This window comes from Blautia sp. CAG:237, from assembly GCF_000436615.1.
GTDB lineage: Bacteria > Bacillota > Clostridia > Lachnospirales > Lachnospiraceae > Blautia_A > Blautia_A intestinihominis.
In genome coordinates this window covers 1-19,860 of record NZ_FR886751.1, presented here as the reverse complement: position 1 = coordinate 19,860, position 19,860 = coordinate 1, and the positions used below count along the sequence as shown (strand labels likewise).

The following is a 19,860-nucleotide window of genomic DNA, read 5'->3' as shown; positions in this document are numbered from 1 at the left end:
TCAAACGTCTGAACAAATACATCGACGAGACTATGCCATGGGCTCTTGCAAAAGATGAAGCAAAGAAAGATCGTCTTGCAACCGTTCTCTACAACCTGGTTGAAGGAATCACCATGGGAGCAACTCTTCTGGAACCCTTCATGCCGGAGACAACAGAGCGCATCCTTGCGCAGTTAAATGCAGAAAAACGTACTCTTGAAGACTTGAAGACATTCGGACTCTATCCGTCAGGAAACAAAGTAACCGAAAAACCGGAGATCCTGTTTGCACGTCTTGACCTCAAAGAAGTACTTGCAAAAGTAGAAGAACTTCATCCGAAGAAAGAAGAGTCGGTTGAGGAGAAAAAAGAAGAAAATGTGATCGACATCGAAGCAAAACCAGAGATCACATTTGACGATTTTGGAAAACTTCAGTTCCAGGTTGGTGAGATCATCGCCTGCGAAGAAGTAAAGAAATCCCGTAAACTTCTCTGCTCTCAGGTTAAGATCGGAAGCCAGGTACGCCAGATCGTATCCGGAATCAAATCTCACTACAGCGCAGAAGAAATGGTAGGAAAGAAAGTTATGGTCGTTACCAACCTGAAACCTGCCAAACTTGCAGGAATCTTAAGCGAAGGTATGATCCTCTGTGCAGAAGATGCAGACGGAAACCTGTCCCTGATGGTACCGGAGAAAGAAATGCCGGCAGGAGCAGAAATCTGCTAAAGACTGTTAAGCTATAAAAAATTTATTCAGGAAGTTCAGGACAGAGGGCAGAAATTCTGCCGAAACTGTTTATGATGAACTTCCTGAATTTATATTTAAAAGGAGACAGGACTTTTTATGGAAAAGGGTTTTACACATTTTGACCAGAATGGAAATGCGGTGATGGTTGACGTTTCCGGGAAACAGGTCACATACAGGACTGCCCTGGCGACAGGATATATTTCCGTGGGACCGGAGATCATGGAAGCAGTAACAGCAGGAAATGTCAAAAAAGGAGATGTCCTCGGCGTAGCCAGAGTTGCAGGGATCATGGGAGTCAAAAAAACTTCCGAGCTGATTCCAATGTGTCATCCGCTGCCGATACAGAAATGTTCCATTGATTACGAACTGGATCAGCAAAAAAATCGGATCCACGTTTTCTGTACTGTAAAGACAGAGGGTAAAACCGGCGTGGAAATGGAAGCACTGACAGGTGTCCAGGTGACACTTCTGACCATTTATGACATGTGCAAGGCAATCGACAAGCACATGGTCATGTCAGAGATCCATCTGATCGAAAAAACAGGCGGAAAAAGCGGAGATTTCCGTTTTGAGAACAGATAAAAGAAAATGGAGGAAATATGAAACGAGTAGCGATCATCACATCAAGTGATACAGGATATCGTGGCGAAAGAGAAGACTTAAGCGGACCTGCGATCAAAGAAATCGTAGAACGCGAGGGATATGAAGTTGTATCCATGGACATCCTTCCGGATGATCAGGTTATGCTTGCCGGCAAAATGCAGGAAATTGCAGACAAAGAGATGGCAGAACTGATCCTGACAACAGGCGGAACAGGATTTTCAGAGAGGGATGTTACACCGGAGGCAACCGAAGAAGTTATTGAGCGCAGAGTACCGGGAATCCCGGAGGCAATGCGTGCATACAGCATGACGATCACAAAAAGAGCAATGCTGAGCCGTGCAACTGCCGGAATCCGCGGAAAGACACTGATCATCAATCTTCCGGGAAGTCCGAAAGCGGTTAAGGAAAGTCTGGAATACATCATCGATGCACTGGGACATGGAATCGAGATCCTGACAGGAGAAGCAGGAAACTGTGCACGCAAATAAAAAGGGGTAAATAGAAACAGGAGGTTTTTTTATTATGGGTAGAGTAATCGCAGTATGTATCAGCAAGGAAAAAGGAACACAGAAGTATCGTATACCGGAAGGTGAATTCATAGAAGAATGGGGAATCAAGGATGACGCACATGCGGGCAAATGGCACCGTCAGGTCAGTCTTCTTTCCTATGACAAGATCCAGGAATTCCGCGCGAAAGGTGCCGAGATCGAAGATGGAGCTTTTGGAGAAAACCTGGTAGTCGAAGGCTTTGACTTTGCCAAACTTCCGGTGGGAACGAAATTTCGATGCAACGATGTAGTTCTTGAGATGACGCAGATCGGCAAGAAATGCCATCACGGCTGCGCGATCTTCCAGAAGATGGGCGACTGCATCATGCCGAGAGAGGGCGTTTTTACGAGAGTTCTTCATGGAGGCGTGATCCATGAAGGAGATGAATTGGTGATAATCGAGGAGAATGAATAATTGGAAACACATATGATTTTTGAAACACATGCTCATTATGATGACGAAGCTTTTGAGGCAGACAGGGAGGAACTTCTGGATTCCATGCAGGAAAACGGAATTGACAGAATCGTCAATGCCTGTGCTTCGCTTGAAAGTCTGAAGGACACAGAAGCTCTTATGGAAAAATATCCGTTTGTTTATGGTGCATTTGGAATCCATCCGGATGATGCGGATAAGATGACAGAGGAGACTCTTGAGGAGATCCGGAAGCTTTGTAAACTGCCGAAAGCAGTAGCGGTCGGTGAGATCGGGCTGGATTATTACTGGCACAAGGAAGAACATGAGCATGAGATTCAGAAAAAGATGTTCCGTGCACAGATGGAGATCGCAAGGGAGGCACAGATGCCGTTTATGATCCACAGCAGGGAAGCTGCGAAGGACACTCTGGACATAGTGAAGGATTGCATGAAGGGTGGAATGTACGGCGGTATCATTCATTGTTTTTCTTATGCGAAGGAGATGGCGCGGGAGTATCTGGATATGGGACTTTATCTGGGAATTGGCGGTGTGGTCACGTTTAAGAATGCGAAGAAACTTAAGGAAGTTGTGGAGTATGCACCGCTTGATCAGATCGTTTTGGAAACGGACAGTCCGTATCTGAGCCCGGAACCGAATCGCGGAAAGCGGAATGATTCCAGGAATCTGGTGTATGTGGCGAGAGAGATCGCACGGATCAAAGGTGTGACAGAAGATGAGGTTATTGCGGTGACGGAAGGGAATGCGGAGAGGCTGTTGTTGCGATAAGGTCCAATGCCGTACTATAGTTGACTGAGTTATCCAACTATAGTACGGCATTTACGTTATCGCATGTTGGAGGTGAGAAAAAACAAAGAATATGGGACGGAGGAGCTGCGCTGTCCTGTCTTTGGATAAATAAGTCTTTAGTAGTCTTCGTCGTAGTAGCTGTCGTCGTATGAATCATCGTATGAATCATCATAGGACGAGTCATCGTATGACGAATCCTCAGAATCCTCGGAGGAGTCCCCGGAACTGTCGCTGTCGTCGGAATTTCCCTGCTGTGCAAGGTATTCGTCGGCACTGGTGGACCAGATGTCGTCTACGATGTCTCCGTCTGAGTTGATCATGTTGAGTTCATAATCGAAGGATACATCGAGAAGGTCTGTTCTGGTGGATGGTTCTACATTCATGGACATGATCTCTTTGAATTTGGCCTGGAGATTTGCCAGGGTGAATTCGTCTCCGATGATGTCTTTCACACCGTGCTGAGAAGCGAGTTCTTCGGTGTAGTCTTCGAGCATATATGGATTAAACACGCCTTCATCTTTGTTATAATGCATGACCATTGGTTTGACAGTCGGATCGAGGATATCGATCGTTGTTTCACCGTTCTTGACAGTTTTCTGGATGGTGAAGCTTGCCATTCCTTCCAGAAGCCCGGTAAGGGTCTGCTGAGTGGAAACGAAGTTTCCAAGGGAGTAGAAGATCAGCATATTGTGTCCCTGATCGTCAGACATCCGTCCATAAGGCTGCAGGATATGTGGATGACCGCCGACTACGACATCAACACCCTGCTGCATCAGGAAGGTGGCCCATTCTTTCTCATATTCCGTAGGCATCGGTTCTTCTTCCTTGCCCCAGTGAGCGACAAAGATCAGCACGTCGCTGGAGGCTTTGGCTTTCTGGATCATGGTGGAGACTTTATTCTTGTCGAAGAGATCAATCATGTATTCATTTCCTTCGCCGACCCCGCCGTTGTTGGTTCCGTATGTATAATCCAGAAAAGAAATCGTAATCCCGTTTACTTCCAGTGTCTTGACTGTATCAGCATCTTCCTGTGTCGGGTGGATTCCAAGGACAGGAACATCCGGATATTTGCTGCTCCAGAAATTAAAGGTTTCCTGAAGAAAATCAATTCCATAATCATCGATATGGTTTGTTGCGGATTCTACGACATCGAATCCTGCATTCATCAGTGCATCACCGACTTCCGTAGGAGTTGCAAAAGACGGGTAAGAGCTGACAGCATCATGTTCTGTAGTAAAAACAGTCTCCTGGTCGACCATTGCCACATCAGCAGCCTGGATCTCATCACGTACTTTGTCATAAATCTGATCATAATTCCAGGTTCCGGAATCATTTTCGCCGGATTCGATCAGACTTCCGTGATAAAGATTGTCGCCGACAGCAATCACACTTGCTGTGGAAACTTCCGGTTCTTCAGCAGCTTTCTTTGCCGCTTCTGCTTCCTTCTGGGCGACTTTGGCAGCTTCTTCTTTGGGTTTCTCGATAAGGTTGTAGTCAAGCTGACGTAACCCTGCAACGAGAAGCAGCAGTAAAATAACGGAGCAGATCAGACCAATACGGGAATTCATCTGTTCCCTGAGATTCAGTGGTATATTCTTATTTTTTTTCATAAATTTATTTCCTTTCATTTCCCCATTATAGCAAATTAAACTCAGCAAAAAAAGATGTTGTTAAAAAAATTGCTTTGTGTTTCAAATTACTTTACGCTATAATAAAGAAACAGACAGGGAAGGGGTATGCTGATGAATTCATACGAAACTGTAAATGATGTTCTGGTAAAACTGTTCAACGAGATCATGGATGTGGAAGAGCGTGCGCTGCTCACCTCAGAATATAAGGATATTTCCGTAAACGACATGCATGTGATCGAAGCGATCGGAATCCGGGAACCGAAGAATATGTCCACGGTGGCACGTGCGGTATCTGTGACGGTGGGAACTTTGACGATCGCGATCAATCACCTGGTCAAGAAGGGATATGTAGAGCGTAGCCGAAGCGAGGAGGACCGCAGGGTTGTACTGGTATCTCTTTCTGAAAAGGGGGAGAAAGCATATTTCCATCATCGGATGTTCCACGAGAAGATGGTCATGGAAGTGCTTGATGGCATGGACAAAGAAGAGACAGAGGTGCTGACAAGGGCATTGACGAAACTCCAGAAGTTTTTCCGGACTTATGGAAATGACAAATAAAAGAAATACAGAAAGCAGACATATCATCAGAACGATGGACATGCCTGCTTTTTTTATGCACAGCGAGGAGGTAGCATTATGAAGAACTGTCGGCAGCAGGCTGCATATATTTTGCAAGAACAGGAAACTGCACCGGGCCGATCTCCAGGACCTGGCGGTGGAATTCTCTGAGGTCAAAAGAATCTCCAAGTTTTTTCTGCTGAGAGGTCTTAAGGTCGAGAAAATTCAGATAGCCGAGATAGTATTTGAGATAGTTTCCGGGAGTTTCCACGATATACTGGTAAATCTCTGCGATTACTTTTTCATCCTGGATACCGAAAGCATTCAGGAACTTTGCGGCGGCAGCCTGATTCCAGCCCTGATAGTGGATACCGGTATCAAGCAGAGAATAAATACAGAGGTTGATACTGCGGTTTTTCCACATCAGGGTGGTGATATCAGCAGCAGCCTTGTCGGAGAGAAGGGAAGCGGCATACTGATATCCGTAGGATTCGACATAAGTCGCCCAGCCTTCAACATAGCCGCCCGAGGTGATCAGATATCGGATGTCGTCCGGCTGTGTCTTTCCGAAAAAAACAGTCTGGTACAGATGCCCCGGAAATCCTTCGTGGGATAGCGTTGTAAAAAGCTCCAGATTGGACCGGCTACCTGCACGGTTGATGTAGATCACATTCGGCCTGCCCGTATCCAGTGGCGGTGTGAGATAAAATGCAGGACTCAGAAAATCCTCCATGGATTCGTGAACATAGCGGATCTCATAATCGGTGGTATCGAGAGCAGGAAAATCCTTCTGCATCTGCTGGTTCAGATACTGAAGGGCAGACGCCGGTTCAAAATCTTTTATTTCTGCACCATTCGTGAGTTTTCGAAGGAGTGATGGCTGCTCTTTGAGCATCTGCTGGACCGTGTGCATATCTCCTGCAAGCTGAGAAGTAAGTCGCTGCTGGATCTTTTCGACGGAGAGATAAGAACCAGTCTGAGACTGCAGAAGATAACGGTAATATTCCTTCCCTCCTTTGAAATGACTGAGCCCACGGCTGGAAGTTCCGGTATTTTTTAATTCATTCAGCCCTGTCATCAGTTCCTGATAAGCAGGAATCACACTGGTGAGCAGGATCTCTTTGTGGCGTTCATTCAGCTTTGCCTGTTCTTTTTCAGAAAAACGGCCGTAATCTTTGAGTTTCCGGGCAAAAACATCCAGCATATAGTTGTTCTGTGGATCTTTGATAAAGGTACTGCACTGTTCCAGAATGCGGTTTAAAGTTGCATTGCTCATGAAATATCCTGCATCAGATCTGCGGCGTTCATAGGCGAGAATACTCTGAAAATATGGCTTTACCGAGGTGAGAAGGTTCAGATAGTCCGCAATATCCTGATCGTCATAAAAGGCATATTCTGCCAGCAGAACAGGAAGCTGTGCCTGGATGCCAAGACTTGGGCTTAACGGTTCGTCGAGAAGCGTATAATCTCTGGCAGAAAGCTGTGTCTGATAGTAAAGGAGCAGCATATCCCGCGTGATCTGATTTTGACGGGTCAGACCGGAAGGAGTGAAATCTTTCAGCTTCCGGAGATACTGCTCATATTTCTGATATGTAGCACTGGTGTCATCGGAGATCGTTCCGAGGGTGGGAGAAGGTCTGGAAATATGTTTTTTTTCGGGATAAGCAAGGGAATAATGGAGTGTCAGCATGCTTCCGGATATTTCTTCCTGAAAGATTTTTCGGGTGAGGGAGCGGAAAGCTTTGTCCTTAGATATTACACTTCCGGACAGCCATCCCATAAAAAGCCCGATAACCAGTGTGAGAGACAAAAGAAGTGCGATAACGATCGGAGAACGGGGTCTGCGAAGAGAAGGTTTCATAGATTCCTCTCAAAAGAAAGGTTTTTACTATCTTATTGGAAAAAACGGGATTGTATGCTAAACTTGGTTTCAGGAGTTAAGAAAGCGAGGTTGATCTAATGGAAGAAATATATGATCTGGCGATTCTGGGTGCAGGACCAGCAGGAATCTGCGCAGCGATCTATGCGACAAGAGGCAAGCTGAATACTCTGTGGCTTGAGAAGAAATTTGTGCAGGGCGGACAGATCGTGGATACTTATGAGGTGGACAACTATCCAGGACTTCCGGGAATCACAGGTCTGGATCTCGGAGAAACCATGGTAAATCACGCGGAGAAACTGGGAATCAAGCCAAAGAGAGAGCCGGTACTTTCCATCGAAGAGGAAAACGGGCTTAAAGTGATCCGCACAAAGAAGAACAGATATATGGCGAAAGCGGTGATCCTTGCATGTGGTGCGGCACACCGCCAGCTTGGGATTCCGGGGGAAGAAGAACTCAGTGGAATGGGCGTGTCCTACTGCGCGACCTGTGATGGAGCTTTTTTCCAGGATGGAACAGTTGCTGTAGTCGGAGGAGGAAATGTGGCAGTAGAGGATGCGATCCTTCTTTCCAGAACATGTAAGAAAGTTTATCTTGTTCACAGAAGGGATGAACTTCGCGCCGACAAGGTGCTTCAGGACAAGCTGTTTAAGTGTGCAAATGTGGAAATGGTCTGGGATAGCGTACCGACGGTTATCGAGGGAACTGACAAGGTAGAAGATATCAAAGTCCACAATGTCAAAACAGATGAGGGAAAAACGATCGCAGTTGATGGAGTTTTTATCGCTGTTGGAATTCTTCCGAATACAGAGAAATTCAAAGGGCTGGTTGATCTGGATGAGAGCGGTTATATCATCGCAGGAGAGGACGGTGTGACAAGTACACCGGGAATCTTTGCAGCAGGTGATATCCGTACCAAAAATCTTCGCCAGGTTGTGACAGCAGTGGCTGACGGGGCAAATGCAGTCGCCTCCGTGCAACGCTACCTGATAGAAAAATAAGCAGAAAATATGTAAAAAAGGCAGTTCTAGTGGATGGCTGGAGCTGCTTTTTTATTGCATGTCAAGACGTAAAATTTGCCTCGCTGCTACGGTAAATTGACAGGTGCGGGCGATTGTGATACCATAGGGCAGTATTTTGGCAAAAAATGGCAGTTTTTTATAAAGGAGAATTTGATGAAAAAAAGAATAACAGTGATGTTATTATGTGCATGCATGAGCGTTTCTGCATATACCGGTGTTCAGGCAGCGGACTTGAGTTCAGGAAGCTCAGACAGCGATGTTCAGATTGAAATGGAAGAAGTTGATGACAGTGAAGATGAGGCAGATTTCACAGATGCCGAGGACGGACTGTTCAGCGACGGAAGTGATGATACTCAGACTGGCGATATCAGCGCGATCGCAAACCAGATCGTAGCGCAGGCGCAGAGCCAGGCACAGGATTACCAGGAAAAGAAACAGGCATCCCGGAAAGTGATCGATGCCCGTGAAGTAGAGCGCAGAGCGCAGGAGATCAAGGAAGAGACCACAAGGATCCGCGAGGAAGCCCAGGAGGCAGCCAGAAAAAAAGCAGAGGAAGAAGCTCGCAAGGCAGAGCAGGCGCGTGTGGAACACAGAGAAAATATTGCACAGTTCGCCGTTCAGTTTGTAGGAAATCCATACGTCTACGGTGGTACAAGTCTGACAAACGGTGCTGACTGCTCCGGATTTGTAATGTCAGTCTTTAAAGAGTTTGGATATGACCTTCCACGAGTGGCAGCAGCTCAGTATGAAGCATCCCAGAAAAAAGATATCAGCCAGATGGAGACAGGCGACCTGGTATTCTACGGAGCAGGTGGGATCAACCACGTTGCTCTCTATATCGGCGATGGTAAAGTTGTCCACGCGCTGAACTCCAATAAAGGAATCGTGATCACAGATTACAATTACGATACACCGGTTGGAGTCGGAACCTACGTGAAATAAAATATACGAAAAACTATCAAAGATAAGGCCCCGGAACGCAAGATTCTGCGGGCTTTTTTGGTATAAAAAAAGCTGAGCCAGGGGAAAATATCTGCATGTATATTTTTATAACAAAAAACTGTGTGACAGTAATTTTGTCGAAGAAAATCGGACAAAATCGACCATCTGGCAAATTGCACAAAACTTGTCGGAAAATGTGGATAATGTCGATTTAGGTGCAAAAGTTATCCACATTTCAGAATGGTTGATTTTACTGGAAAATTGAGTTATACACAAAGTTATCCACATTATCCACAAAAATTGGATGTGGAATACCAGATTTACATAAAATGAAAAGAAACAAATGTTTTGGTCAATAATAATGAAAATAAAAAAATGACGAAAAAGATAATAAATCCTATTGACATTTTCATAGTGCAAATATTAAAAAGTTTTTCAGCCAAAAGGATTATTTTAAGGTTTCAAACAATAATTATCTGATAATTTTGCAAATAAATACAGCCCACCCGCATATTTGCGGTGTGGGCTGTATCCTATCTCCCGGAGGAGTTCTGTTTCATTCGTTTGATAACCTTCAACCTCGTAAATTCTTCACGTTCCTTTTCCTCAAGTGCATTCTGGATATCCTTAGTAAGTGCCTCATACTTAGGAATCGTGATGTTCTTGAGTGCATTGGCACGTTTCTGTGTCTTCTTGATATTGGCAGCCAGACGGATCGCGGCGTTTTCGATGCCGGATAACTGGATGGAAAGCTCTTTTACCTTTTCAAAAGCGGCCTTGGCTTCATCCAGTGACATTCTGGTGCTGTAATAAGCGTAGGTTGGTGTATTTGTCGTCTGCTTGTCATATTCCACAAGCGGGATCTCTGTACCCATAACGCTTCTGGTCTTGATGCGGATGGAGTTTTCCACAGGAACTGTGTACGAAACCTGTTCGACGAAGGCAATACCGAGTTCCATGTTGGCTTTCTGGAGTGCTGCATAGGCGGCACGGAAAGTTTCATCGATCTGGGACTGGATGTCCTTTGCCTGGTCGATCAGCTCCATCATTTCACGGATCAGAATGTTACGCTTCTTGTCCATCAGCTCAAATCCCTGGCGGGAGAGAGCGAGAGAGTTTTTTGCAAGGATGAGGTTTCCCTTGGTGGGGAAGGTATTAGGATCCATAAAATGTCACCTCCCCTCAGCGAACAGTTTCTTTGTAATACTTGTTCAGGATCTTGGTGTCGATACGGTCAAGTTCGTCCTTCGGAAGCAGTCCGAGAAGTTCCCAGCCTTTGTCCAGGGTTTCGGTGATGCTTCGGTTTTCGGTTTCAGACTGACCGACAAACTCTGCCTCAAAAGCTTTTCCAAATACCAGATAACGCTTATCCAGAGGAGAAAGCTCATCTTCACCGATAACAGAGGCAAGTGCTCTGGCATCTCCAACCTTTGCGTAGCAGGAGAAAAGCTGGTTTGCAACGTCCTGATGATCCTCTCTTGTAAAGCCCTCACCGATACCGTCCTTCATCAGACGGGAGAGGGAAGGAAGTACATTGATCGGCGGATAGATTGCCTGACCGTGAAGCTGGCGGTCCAGAACGATCTGTCCCTCGGTGATATAACCGGTAAGGTCAGGAATAGGATGAGTGATATCGTCGTTCGGCATGGTCAGGATCGGGATCTGTGTGACAGAACCTTTGCCGCCCTGCACGATACCTGCACGCTCATAAAGAGTAGCAAGTTCACTGTAAAGATAGCCCGGATAACCTTTACGGGAAGGAATCTCACCCTTGGAGGAAGAAACCTCACGCATTGCCTCGCAGAAAGAAGTGATATCTGTCAGGATAACAAGGATGTGCATGCCTTTTTCAAAAGCAAGATATTCTGCGGCGGTCAGTGCGATCTTCGGAGTCAGAAGTCGTTCTACGACCGGATCATTGGCAAGGTTCAGAAACATAACTACGTGGTCAGATGCGCCGCTCTCTTCGAAAGTACGGCGGAAAAATTCAGCGACATCGTATTTAACACCCATTGCAGCAAACACGATTGCAAAGTCCTCATCGGAGTCATCACCCAGAGAAGCCTGCTGTACGATCTGTGCGGCAAGCTTGTCATGCGGGAGACCGTTTCCGGAAAAGATCGGAAGTTTCTGTCCACGGATCAGGGTGGTCAAACCATCGATCGCGGAGATTCCGGTGTTGATATAGTTTCGCGGATATTCACGTTTTACAGGGTTCAGAGGAAGTCCGTTGATATTAAGGCTTACCTCCGGAGTGATCTCGCCCAGACCGTCGATCGGCTGTCCGATACCATTGAAGGTACGTCCGAGGATCTCCTCGGAAAGACCGATCTCCATCGGATGCCCTGTAAGGCGTGTGTGTGTATTGCTCAAGGACATGTTGTCTGTTCCCTCAAAAACCTGGATAACAGCTTTGTCCTCATAGATTTCTACGATACGACCGATCTTCTGTGTTCCGTCATCCATGTGAAATTCTACGATCTCTTCATAGGATGCGTTTTTTATCCCTTCCAGAACTACCAGAGGGCCGTTTATCTCGCTTAATCCCAGATATTCGATTGCCATAAATAAGTCCCTCCTGTCAGCCGTTTTTCTCTAATACTTTGTTGTAGAATGTGTCGATGTCCTGTCTGTATTGTTCAAATTTGTCCAGCTCATTGTTCGGGACATCGTATTTGATCGAAATGATACGTTCAAAAATATTGTCCTCTTTTAATACGGAAACAGGCATACCTCTGTTGATGAGTGCCTTGGATTTCTCATACAGATAAAGGATCGTTTCCATCATCTGGAACTGTTTTTCCATTGGAACGCAGGTATCTTCCTGATGGAAAGCGTTCTGCTGGAGGAATCCCAGACGGATGACTCTTGCAATCTCAAGTGTCAGTTTCTGGTCATCCGGGAGGACGTCACTACCGATCAGTTTGACGATCTCCATAAGAGAACTTTCCTGGTTGAGAATCGCCATGAGCTGGTTGCGGTCTGCGACAAATTTCGGGGAAACGTGAGTCCTGTACCACGGAGTCAGGTCTTCCAGATATTCACTGTAACTGGTCAGCCAGTGGATTGCCGGGAAATGTCTCGCGTAGGCAAGAGATTTGTCAAGTCCCCAGAAACAGCGGACGAAACGTTTGGTGTTCTGTGTGACCGGTTCGGAGAAATCACCGCCCTGTGGAGAAACAGCACCGATAATAGAAACAGAACCTTCTGTTTCGTTGAGATTCTGCATCATGCCGGCTCTCTCATAAAAGGCGGAAAGCTTGGAAGCAAGATAAGCAGGGAAACCTTCCTCAGCAGGCATTTCTTCCAAACGGCCGGATAACTCTCGAAGAGCTTCTGCCCAACGGGAAGTGGAGTCTGCCATGATCGCTACATCATAACCCATGTCGCGGTAATATTCAGCCAGGGTGACACCAGTGTAGATAGATGCTTCACGGGCTGCTACAGGCATGTTGGAAGTGTTGGCAATCAGAGTGGTACGGTCCATCATCAGGTTTCCGGATTTCGGGTCGATCAGTTTGCTGAAGTCTTCGAGAACCTGGGTCATTTCGTTTCCACGCTCTCCGCATCCGATGTAGATGATGATATCCGCATCGGACCATTTAGCGATCTGATGCTGTGTCATAGTCTTTCCTGTACCGAAACCGCCCGGAACAGCAGCAGTGCCGCCCTTTGCGATCGGGAACAGGGTGTCAAGGATTCGCTGACCGGTAATAAGTGGAACGCTTGCCGGGTAGCGGAGCTGTGTCGGCCTTGGGATACGGATCGGCCATTTCTGGGCGAGTGCCAGATCTCTGGTTGTTCCGTTGTCCAGCTGGACAGTTACGATTGGTTCCAGGATCGTGTAATCGCCATCCGGAACAGCTTTGATAACAGTTCCACCCGGGACATCCGGAGGAACCATGGATTTGTGAAGGATAGAAGCAGTTTCCTGTGTTTCTGCAATGATCGAGCCAGGCTGGACGATATCGCCCTCCTTTACGGTCATATGGACGGACCATTTCTTCTGGGTGTCGAGAGAGTCTACGCTGACACCACGGGAGATATATTTGCCGGAAGATTTTGCAATCTCTTCCAGTGGACGCTGGATACCGTCAAAAATATTGTGGATGATACCAGGTCCGAGAAGAACAGAGATGGCATCGCCGGTGCCGGTAACAGTCTCGCCCGGACGGAGACCGGTGGTCTCCTCAAAAACCTGAACGGTGGTCATGCCCTTTTTGAGTCCGATGACTTCGCCTACCAGGTTGTCTTTGCCGACATAGACCATCTCGGAGATCTTGAAGCCGGGATCGCCTTTCAGATAGATGACGGGACCGTTGACACCGTAAATAATACCTGTTTTATTCATGATTCAGTCCTCCGTCAAATTTGAATTCTTTGCGCATTGCTGCCAGATTTGTGGCAAAGGAGTTATCGATCAGGATGTTTTTGCCCGGAATCTCCGCGCGGATCCCTCCGAGAAAATCTTCGGAAGAAACGAGGAGTGTACAGCCTGTCTTTGCACTGAGTGCATCTGCAAGTTCTTTGTCCCCGGCAGAAAGATAGATCTGGATCTCGTCATCTTCTGCGAAATCTTTTGCTTCTTTGATGCGGCGGCAGAGATAATCGCTGTATTCCGGGGTGGAAGTAAACCTGAGGGCTTTGTCTCTGACTTCAGCAAAAAGTGATTCTTTGAGTTCATTCTGTCTGAGAGACCAGTCTCTCTTGAGAGTGATCTGTTCAGCAGAAAGCGCCTTGTTTACTTCTCTTCGTACATGTTCGGCCTCAGCTTTGACTTCAGCTTCGGCAGTCTGTGTTCTGGATTGTTTATGTTCCTCCAGGACCTGCTCAAGATATGCCTTGTGGTCCTGGATGGCTTTGGCGGCATCTTCACGGGCCTCATCCAGGGAGACCTCGTAAAAGTGCTGCAGCTTTTCATCTATTGTCATTACATTTCACCTGCCTATAGTTTCAATCCGATTGCTTCATTTACATATGAAGTGATAAAGTCCGGCTTGCGGCCGGTGCCGTGTCTGTCAGGGATTTCGATGATTAGCGGCGTTTTGTGATGGAGCCGGACTTCATCGATGATCTCAGGAAATTCCCGGCCGAATTTCTCGGTAAGGAGAATGATCCCAATTTCTTTGTCAGAAACTGCATATTCCAGAGATTCCTTCAGTTCACTTCGTTCATGGACAACGACGCCCTCCACACCTGCCAGACGCATTCCGGTGTAGGTATCGACGTTATCGCTGATAAGATACATTTTCATAGAAACCGCCTCTTAGATCAGAGTTTACCAAGGATCATAAAGGAAATGATCAGTCCGTAAAGTGCGATACCTTCTGCCATAGCTACGAAGATAATGGATTTACCAAACAGGGAACCATCTTCGCTCAGGGCACCGAGAGCTGCGCTTGCAGAGCTTGCAACGGCGATACCGGAACCAAGACCGGAGATACCTGTAACGAGAGCTGCACCAAGGTAGCCAAGACCTGTAGCGAGTCCGTCAGCAGAAGAGGAAGCAGCCTGTACGCTTGCTGTTCCTGCGAAACTTACGATGGTTGCTACGAGAAGCACGCCGAAGAAAAGGAAGCAGTTGGCGATCAGAGATTTTTTGTAGCGTTTTTTGCTCTTTTCTCCGAGGAAAAAGCAGCCAAAAGGTACGATAATGCTGAGTGTCAGTGCGATTGCGGTTACGATTTGAATGATCATGTTCATGGTGATATCCTCCTAAAGTCTGTGATTTGATGTAGCTGCCCTGAAATATCAACAGGCAGCCGTGAAGTATGGAACAGCTATATTATTTTGCTGTTTTTCTTCATAAAAGGCTGGAACTCGCGTCCGTTTCCTGCATAGAAACGACTGAAGATCTCATAATATTCCAGACGTAAAACCTGAATACCAACGATCAGTCCCTCCATGGCACATACGAAGATGTTGCCGAGGATAACGACAATCCAGTTGGGACTTCCTCCCTCTGTGGCTCCGGCGAGCATCAGGACAACCTCCATCATGGCGGCGTGGCTGACGGCAAAAGCACCGATACGCAGGAAGGAAAGTGTGTTGGAAAGGTAACTCAGCAGAACTTCAAATAATTCAAAGAAGCTCTGGACAAAGAACATACCTTTCTGTTCCGGAAAGATCTGTGATTTTTTCTCTACCAGGTTGGTGAGAGGCTCTTTGAGGAACATCAGGATCAGCGGAACTGCAAACATTACAGTCAGGACTGCGGCTGCCGGAAGTTTTTTGCCGGAGATGAACAGTCCGACGGTCAGTACGATAGATCCATAAAATACAAGTCCGGCTACGGCATTGCTGTCGAACCAGGTTCTCTCGACATCTTTGTTCCGTATGGAATTGATGATGTTAAATACCATACAGATCAGAATGATAAACATTCCGAAACCGATCGCAATCACGAATACGGCATTCAGACGTCCTACAAGCGGCACATCCATCATGGCATTCATAGGTTTGAGCCACCGTGCCTTGAGAACATCTTCGAATCCAAAGAAGCTTCCGTACATAAAACCGAAGAAAACGGAGAAAACACCGGCACAGCCGATGATGCCTGCGAGATCCATCTTTTTGGTTTTGTAGAGGAACAGTCCGCCGAGGAACAGGACCAGTCCCTGTCCGACATCTCCGAACATGGCTCCGAAGATAAAGGAGTAAGTGATCGCCACAAACCAGGTCGGGTCCATTTCGTTGTAAGCCGGAAGACCGTACATCTTGACATACATTTCAAATGGTTTAAAAAGTTTCGGGTTTCGAAGCTTGGTCGGCGGTTTTTTCTTCGCCGGTGCCTGCTGATCTTCCATGAGACAGAAGATCTTGTCATCATCCTGGATGTCCTTCTGGAATGCGAGGGCATCTTTTTCGGTCATCCAGCCGCAGAGGATGTAGAATGTGTTCGCTTCACCCTGTGTGCAGGCTGCAAGTTTACGGATATCGAAATTTCTTGAGCAGGCTTCCAGGGCTGCCTTGGCAGAAACAATCTTGTCGGCGTAGCTTGTGAGGAAATGCTGATATTCTGCCTTGTTTGCATCTAATCCTGCGTGGATATCGCGGTGGCGTTTGTCGAGTTTCTCGAAAGCCTGTCTGGCGGTACCCTGGTATTCATCCGGAACGAAGATACGTTCAAAATGCATGGAAGAATAAACAGCATGTACCTTATGAGCTTCGTGTTCAGGGACAAAATAAACGCCGTAGACGTACTGGTCATCTTCTCCGCATTTGATGAATAAGGTGTCCAGATTGTCATAAATGTATTTCTCAAATTTCTGCAGATATTGTTTCTCGATACGTCCGAACCGATAATGGATATATTTGAAGTTCAGGATTGTTGAGATATCGTAATCCAGATCTTTGAAAGGCCGGATGATCTTGAGTGATTCTACCATTCCGGCATGTTCTTCCTGAAGTTTCTGTTTCTGCTCCTCCAGGATATTGGCATGTTTCTGGATCCTGTCGACAGTGGCGAGAGCAGTTTCAACATCCATCTGTTCGGAAGTGGCTCTCTCGGATTCATCGAGCTGTTCGTAGAAACTGTCAATGATCGTTAATGCTTCCCGATAGGGGTTGATCTCCAGAAAAGGCGACAGGTTGGCGACATCCGTGAGCTCTGCGAGAGCACTTTCCAGATGGATCTCGTACCTGGAAAGGTAGGTCTTGGTCAGTCTGTCAATATCCGCCTTTGGCCCGGTGATGCTTAAAAATTTCATTTTTTCAATCAAAGTAAAATACCTCCGGGATTTTAATTGTTACGAATATACCGTATTGCTTCTTCCGCCGGGATACCATAACGGACACACTCGATGGCAATGGTCAGGCGGTTTACTTCGTGTTCTTTGTGATACAGGTAGGAGTACAGGACTGCCACAGAATAAGGATCCTTGCGTGCTTCTTTTTCCAGAGTGGTGCGAAGCATGTAGTTATAGAATTCTTCGATATTCTGGGCGGAAATATGACTGTATTTCCTGCCGTAGTAGGTCTTGCGGAAAATAGACTGGGTCTCTTCATAGGATGCGGCTTCCACAAGAGAAGAGATTTCTTCTTTTTTGAGTTTGTAATTCATTGGGATCAGCAGCGCGTAAATGTCAGCCGGTGCCATATTGAAATAACGCTTGGAGCGGAAGATAAACTGAAGGTTCAGCATATCGAATTTCTCTCCATAAGCTTTGGTGATCTCTGCGAGATCATTTCCGGAAAAAAGTTTCTTACGCACATGCCAGATCAGGGAAAAATAATAAAGGTCGAGAGCCATTCCATAATCAAACAGAAGTACATTTTCGCGATTCTGGATTCTGGAGAGTGGACCATAGAATTCATTTCCCTTCAGAGCATTGATAAATTCCTCCATATTGGTGCAGGCGACCAGTCGGTCAATATCCAGCCGGGAATGTCTGCGAAAAAACTCCCGATAAGGAGAAACATCGACGGGATCCGTGTCGCGGTGATCAAACAGGTTGGTCATGATCTCCTTGAGAACACGGATCTCGTAGCGCCTGGAATAAAGATCCAGGAATTTACGCTGTTCCGGGTTCGCAAACTGATATATTTTTGAAAAATTGTGAAAGATCGAGGTTTTCAGTGATTTTTCAAGCAGTCCTCTGTGGCTCGTCGTCTCATCCAGAGAAGCCCAGAGTTTGGAATATTCCGGTGTTTTTTTGAGGTAGGCTGCTACCTGTGGGACACTGGAAAGTTCCAGGATTTCACGGATCTGTTCTTCGCGGGTCAGCTTGCTCTGCATGGCACGGATCTTGGTGGAGATTCCGCTGTAAGAAAGGAGATTTCCCATATTGCATCACTCCTTTCAGCATTCAAGGAGCCTGTGGAATAAATCTTCCGAGAGCTGCTGGTGGTTTTGTCTGTAATAAGCATCCAGATCGTTAAGAGTCTTCTCTGTTTTTTGTCGGAGAAGTGTAAGTTCCTGGTCTTTCTGCTCTTCAAGACTGTTGCGAAGTTCCTGTATTTTTTTGTTGGTTTCCTGCTCCAGAGCTGCATCGAAATCCCTGCATTGCTGTTCCATTTCTGAGGAAAGAGCTGCTTTCGTCCGGTCCGCATCTTCCATGATACGTCGGGCAGTCGTTTCTATTTCAGATAACTTGTTAAGTATCTGCTCCATTTTTTACCCTCCTTTGACCTGGTTTTATTGGAACTTGACCATATAATACACCTTTTACGTGTGAATTTCTAGTATATATTGCATAAAAAGTGGTTGAATTCTTTATATTAAATATACAAAATACAAAAGAGAGAATAATTTTACGATGCACAGCAGCAGAATAATTATGGATAATGCTTGTTACAAATATAAAAAACATGTATGATAGAAAGAAACAGGATAGAAAAATGGAGAATATTATAGATTATGAGATTAAGAAATATACCAGGCGCGAAGGACGCCATTACAGGAAGTAACTATGTAGTGCAGGAACCGGCATCACATAAGGGCAAATGGACTCAGGTGTTCCCGAAAGACCAGCCGCTTCATATCGAAGTTGGTATGGGAAAAGGCCGCTTTCTTATGGATATGGCGAAGCTTCATCCGGAGATCAATTATGTAGGGATCGAGATGTATGACAGTGTGCTTCTCCGTGCACTCCAGAAGAGAGAGAGACTGGAGGGAGAAGGAGAGAAGCTTACAAATCTGATGTTTATGTGCATCGATGCAAGATTGCTCCCGGAAATCTTTGAGAAGGGTGAAGTGCAGAAGATTTATCTGAATTTCTCCGATCCGTGGCCGAAGGCACGTCATGCGAAGCGCAGACTGACATCCCGTGAATTCCTCGCGCGTTATGAGCAGATCCTGGCAGATGACGGAGTGGTGGAATTTAAGACAGATAATAAGGGATTATTTGAGTTTTCTCTGGAGGAAGTCGAGGCGGCAGGATGGAAGCTCCTGGCATATACCTTTGACCTTCATAATCAGGCAGAGATGATGGAAGGTAATGTGATGACGGAGTATGAGGAGAAGTTTTCTTCTATGGGAAATCCTATTTGCAAATTGATCGCGAAGCAGGGCGCACATACGAAATAGAAAGAGCATATTATATAGGAAGAATCTTCGCAGCGTGGCTGATGCCGGCTGCGGGGTACAACTTCCGGAGGATATGCCATGCCAGCCAGAAAAGGAAACAACCGCGTTCAGACAAAGCTCGCCCAGTTTACCTACGACCACAGGCAATTGAATGATCGCATGTCAAAAATCAGGAAAAACGCCACAGAATTAGGCAAATTCCTTGACTCCATGCCGCCGAAAAAAGTCGGAAAACAGGAAAAATAAAATTTTTTTAAAAAATTATAAAATTTTTCTTGACTTTTGTCACCAGGTTTCATATAATAATTCTTGCGTTGAGGAACAGACGCACAATCAAATAGCAAATGCGCTTTTAGCTCAGTTGGTAGAGCACCTGACTCTTAATCAGGGTGTCCAGGGTTCGAGCCCCTGAAGGCGCACTAAGAACACTGTTTTTGCAGACGTAGGAGCTGCGGGGACGGTGTTTTTCTTTGGTGATAAAAAACTCAGTGTTTATGCGGGTTTGCGGGATCTTAATCATTTTGTTATATGCCTCAAAAAAACTTTCTAACATCTTTTTTACATCTTCTAAAGCAAATCTTAATTTGAATACAATGTATTCAAGATATCTTTAAAGCATTTTCCATATGGGCAGCTGCTACACAGCTTGAATGTGATATATCTTGCTGAGTGAACTACTTTTGTAGCAATCTTCAGCAGTTTT

General features: G+C 46.0%; 22 protein-coding genes and 1 tRNA gene. 11 read left to right on the top strand and 12 right to left on the bottom strand.

All coding sequences use genetic code 11. The features are described from left to right. From metG to QZL69_RS10075, 5 genes are all read left to right on the top strand, one after another. Positions 1-704: methionine--tRNA ligase subunit beta (gene metG, locus QZL69_RS10095; protein ID WP_291519277.1), on the top strand; the 704-nt coding region annotated here is incomplete at its 5' end. A gap of 117 nt (positions 705-821) precedes the next feature. Then, positions 822-1,307, top strand: coding sequence for a cyclic pyranopterin monophosphate synthase MoaC (gene moaC, locus QZL69_RS10090; RefSeq protein WP_022215087.1), 486 nt, complete (start codon positions 822-824; stop codon positions 1,305-1,307). Between the two features lie 17 nt (positions 1,308-1,324). Next, complete coding sequence (locus QZL69_RS10085) at positions 1,325-1,816, top strand: MogA/MoaB family molybdenum cofactor biosynthesis protein (protein WP_022215086.1); 492 nt, start codon at positions 1,325-1,327, stop codon at positions 1,814-1,816. 34 nt (positions 1,817-1,850) lie between these two features. After that, on the top strand, positions 1,851-2,291 hold the full coding sequence (locus tag QZL69_RS10080) for an MOSC domain-containing protein (protein ID WP_022215085.1): 441 nt from the start codon (positions 1,851-1,853) through the stop codon (positions 2,289-2,291). Positions 2,292-2,303: 12 nt separating this feature from the next. Further along, positions 2,304-3,077: a TatD family hydrolase gene (locus tag QZL69_RS10075; RefSeq protein ID WP_118252363.1), complete on the top strand. Its 774-nt coding sequence runs from the start codon at positions 2,304-2,306 to the stop codon at positions 3,075-3,077. A gap of 137 nt (positions 3,078-3,214) precedes the next feature. Here the strand turns inward: QZL69_RS10075 and QZL69_RS10070 are convergent, their stop codons facing one another. Then, on the bottom strand, positions 3,215-4,708 hold the full coding sequence (locus QZL69_RS10070; protein ID WP_022215083.1) for a CapA family protein: 1,494 nt from the start codon (positions 4,706-4,708) through the stop codon (positions 3,215-3,217). A 132-nt stretch (positions 4,709-4,840) separates the two neighbouring features. On the opposite strand from QZL69_RS10070, the gene QZL69_RS10065 reads away from it, so the two are divergent. Next, positions 4,841-5,287: a MarR family winged helix-turn-helix transcriptional regulator gene (locus tag QZL69_RS10065; RefSeq protein WP_118252362.1), complete on the top strand. Its 447-nt coding sequence runs from the start codon at positions 4,841-4,843 to the stop codon at positions 5,285-5,287. 76 nt (positions 5,288-5,363) lie between these two features. Here the strand turns inward: QZL69_RS10065 and QZL69_RS10060 are convergent, their stop codons facing one another. Beyond that, entirely contained in the window at positions 5,364-7,148 is a 1,785-nt protein-coding gene (locus QZL69_RS10060; protein WP_022215081.1) for a DUF885 domain-containing protein, read from the bottom strand. Between the two features lie 98 nt (positions 7,149-7,246). On the opposite strand from QZL69_RS10060, the gene trxB reads away from it, so the two are divergent. Together trxB and QZL69_RS10050 are read left to right on the top strand one after the other, a co-directional pair. Then, positions 7,247-8,167, top strand: coding sequence for a thioredoxin-disulfide reductase (gene trxB, locus QZL69_RS10055; RefSeq protein WP_022215080.1), 921 nt, complete (start codon positions 7,247-7,249; stop codon positions 8,165-8,167). 174 nt (positions 8,168-8,341) lie between these two features. Beyond that, positions 8,342-9,130, top strand: a complete 789-nt coding sequence (locus QZL69_RS10050) for a C40 family peptidase (RefSeq protein WP_022215079.1) — start codon at positions 8,342-8,344, stop codon at positions 9,128-9,130. Between the two features lie 533 nt (positions 9,131-9,663). Here QZL69_RS10050 and QZL69_RS10045 read toward each other — a convergent pair. From QZL69_RS10045 to QZL69_RS10005, 9 genes are all read right to left on the bottom strand, one after another. Next, positions 9,664-10,296, bottom strand: coding sequence for a V-type ATP synthase subunit D (locus QZL69_RS10045; protein WP_022215078.1), 633 nt, complete (start codon positions 10,294-10,296; stop codon positions 9,664-9,666). Positions 10,297-10,312: 16 nt separating this feature from the next. Then, a complete protein-coding gene (locus tag QZL69_RS10040) occupies positions 10,313-11,695 on the bottom strand; it encodes a V-type ATP synthase subunit B (RefSeq protein WP_022215077.1) in 1,383 nt (460 codons plus the stop codon). Between the two features lie 16 nt (positions 11,696-11,711). Further along, entirely contained in the window at positions 11,712-13,481 is a 1,770-nt protein-coding gene (locus QZL69_RS10035) for a V-type ATP synthase subunit A (protein ID WP_022215076.1), read from the bottom strand. Continuing rightward, positions 13,474-14,061 (bottom strand): V-type ATP synthase subunit E, encoded by a 588-nt coding sequence (locus QZL69_RS10030; protein ID WP_022215075.1) that lies wholly within the window; start codon positions 14,059-14,061, stop codon positions 13,474-13,476. Before QZL69_RS10030 ends, QZL69_RS10035 begins: the two co-directional genes overlap by 8 nt. A 14-nt stretch (positions 14,062-14,075) precedes the next feature. After that, complete coding sequence (locus tag QZL69_RS10025; protein WP_022215074.1) at positions 14,076-14,384, bottom strand: V-type ATP synthase subunit F; 309 nt, start codon at positions 14,382-14,384, stop codon at positions 14,076-14,078. A 17-nt stretch (positions 14,385-14,401) separates the two neighbouring features. Further along, a complete protein-coding gene (locus QZL69_RS10020) occupies positions 14,402-14,833 on the bottom strand; it encodes an ATP synthase subunit C (protein ID WP_022215073.1) in 432 nt (143 codons plus the stop codon). 77 nt (positions 14,834-14,910) lie between these two features. Further along, on the bottom strand, positions 14,911-16,851 hold the full coding sequence (locus QZL69_RS10015) for a V-type ATP synthase subunit I (RefSeq protein ID WP_022215072.1): 1,941 nt from the start codon (positions 16,849-16,851) through the stop codon (positions 14,911-14,913). Positions 16,852-16,871: 20 nt separating this feature from the next. Next, positions 16,872-17,915, bottom strand: coding sequence for a V0D/AC39 family V-type ATPase subunit (locus QZL69_RS10010; RefSeq protein WP_022215071.1), 1,044 nt, complete (start codon positions 17,913-17,915; stop codon positions 16,872-16,874). A 15-nt stretch (positions 17,916-17,930) separates the two neighbouring features. After that, a complete protein-coding gene (locus tag QZL69_RS10005; RefSeq protein ID WP_022215070.1) occupies positions 17,931-18,242 on the bottom strand; it encodes a hypothetical protein in 312 nt (103 codons plus the stop codon). 246 nt (positions 18,243-18,488) lie between these two features. Between QZL69_RS10005 and trmB the strand changes: the two genes are divergently transcribed. The 3 genes from trmB (at position 18,489) to QZL69_RS09990 (ending at position 19,576) form a co-directional block, all read left to right on the top strand. Further along, positions 18,489-19,157 (top strand): tRNA (guanosine(46)-N7)-methyltransferase TrmB, encoded by a 669-nt coding sequence (gene trmB, locus QZL69_RS10000; protein WP_022215069.1) that lies wholly within the window; start codon positions 18,489-18,491, stop codon positions 19,155-19,157. A 78-nt stretch (positions 19,158-19,235) separates the two neighbouring features. Next, positions 19,236-19,403: a hypothetical protein gene (locus tag QZL69_RS09995; protein WP_022215068.1), complete on the top strand. Its 168-nt coding sequence runs from the start codon at positions 19,236-19,238 to the stop codon at positions 19,401-19,403. A gap of 100 nt (positions 19,404-19,503) precedes the next feature. After that, positions 19,504-19,576, top strand: a tRNA-Lys gene (locus tag QZL69_RS09990). A gap of 160 nt (positions 19,577-19,736) precedes the next feature. Here QZL69_RS09990 and QZL69_RS13865 read toward each other — a convergent pair. Beyond that, positions 19,737-19,860, bottom strand: a 124-nt coding sequence (locus QZL69_RS13865) for a transposase (protein WP_330361768.1), incomplete at its 5' end; no start/stop codon positions are given.

Excerpts from the sequence above, each read along its gene's own strand:
- moaC (WP_022215087.1), top strand. The coding sequence starts at position 822 with ATGGAAAAGGGTTTTACACATTTTGACCAGAATGGAAATGCGGTGATG.
- QZL69_RS10085 (WP_022215086.1), top strand. The coding sequence starts at position 1,325 with ATGAAACGAGTAGCGATCATCACATCAAGTGATACAGGATATCGTGGC.
- QZL69_RS10080 (WP_022215085.1), top strand. The coding sequence starts at position 1,851 with ATGGGTAGAGTAATCGCAGTATGTATCAGCAAGGAAAAAGGAACACAG.
- QZL69_RS10075 (WP_118252363.1), top strand. The coding sequence starts at position 2,304 with ATGATTTTTGAAACACATGCTCATTATGATGACGAAGCTTTTGAGGCA.
- QZL69_RS10070 (WP_022215083.1), bottom strand. The coding sequence starts at position 4,708 with ATGAAAAAAAATAAGAATATACCACTGAATCTCAGGGAACAGATGAAT.
- QZL69_RS10065 (WP_118252362.1), top strand. The coding sequence starts at position 4,841 with ATGAATTCATACGAAACTGTAAATGATGTTCTGGTAAAACTGTTCAAC.
- QZL69_RS10060 (WP_022215081.1), bottom strand. The coding sequence starts at position 7,148 with ATGAAACCTTCTCTTCGCAGACCCCGTTCTCCGATCGTTATCGCACTT.
- trxB (WP_022215080.1), top strand. The coding sequence starts at position 7,247 with ATGGAAGAAATATATGATCTGGCGATTCTGGGTGCAGGACCAGCAGGA.
- QZL69_RS10050 (WP_022215079.1), top strand. The coding sequence starts at position 8,342 with ATGAAAAAAAGAATAACAGTGATGTTATTATGTGCATGCATGAGCGTT.
- QZL69_RS10045 (WP_022215078.1), bottom strand. The coding sequence starts at position 10,296 with ATGGATCCTAATACCTTCCCCACCAAGGGAAACCTCATCCTTGCAAAA.
- QZL69_RS10040 (WP_022215077.1), bottom strand. The coding sequence starts at position 11,695 with ATGGCAATCGAATATCTGGGATTAAGCGAGATAAACGGCCCTCTGGTA.
- QZL69_RS10035 (WP_022215076.1), bottom strand. The coding sequence starts at position 13,481 with ATGAATAAAACAGGTATTATTTACGGTGTCAACGGTCCCGTCATCTAT.
- QZL69_RS10030 (WP_022215075.1), bottom strand. The coding sequence starts at position 14,061 with ATGACAATAGATGAAAAGCTGCAGCACTTTTACGAGGTCTCCCTGGAT.
- QZL69_RS10025 (WP_022215074.1), bottom strand. The coding sequence starts at position 14,384 with ATGAAAATGTATCTTATCAGCGATAACGTCGATACCTACACCGGAATG.
- QZL69_RS10020 (WP_022215073.1), bottom strand. The coding sequence starts at position 14,833 with ATGAACATGATCATTCAAATCGTAACCGCAATCGCACTGACACTCAGC.
- QZL69_RS10010 (WP_022215071.1), bottom strand. The coding sequence starts at position 17,915 with ATGGGAAATCTCCTTTCTTACAGCGGAATCTCCACCAAGATCCGTGCC.
- QZL69_RS10005 (WP_022215070.1), bottom strand. The coding sequence starts at position 18,242 with ATGGAGCAGATACTTAACAAGTTATCTGAAATAGAAACGACTGCCCGA.
- trmB (WP_022215069.1), top strand. The coding sequence starts at position 18,489 with ATGAGATTAAGAAATATACCAGGCGCGAAGGACGCCATTACAGGAAGT.
- QZL69_RS09995 (WP_022215068.1), top strand. The coding sequence starts at position 19,236 with ATGCCAGCCAGAAAAGGAAACAACCGCGTTCAGACAAAGCTCGCCCAG.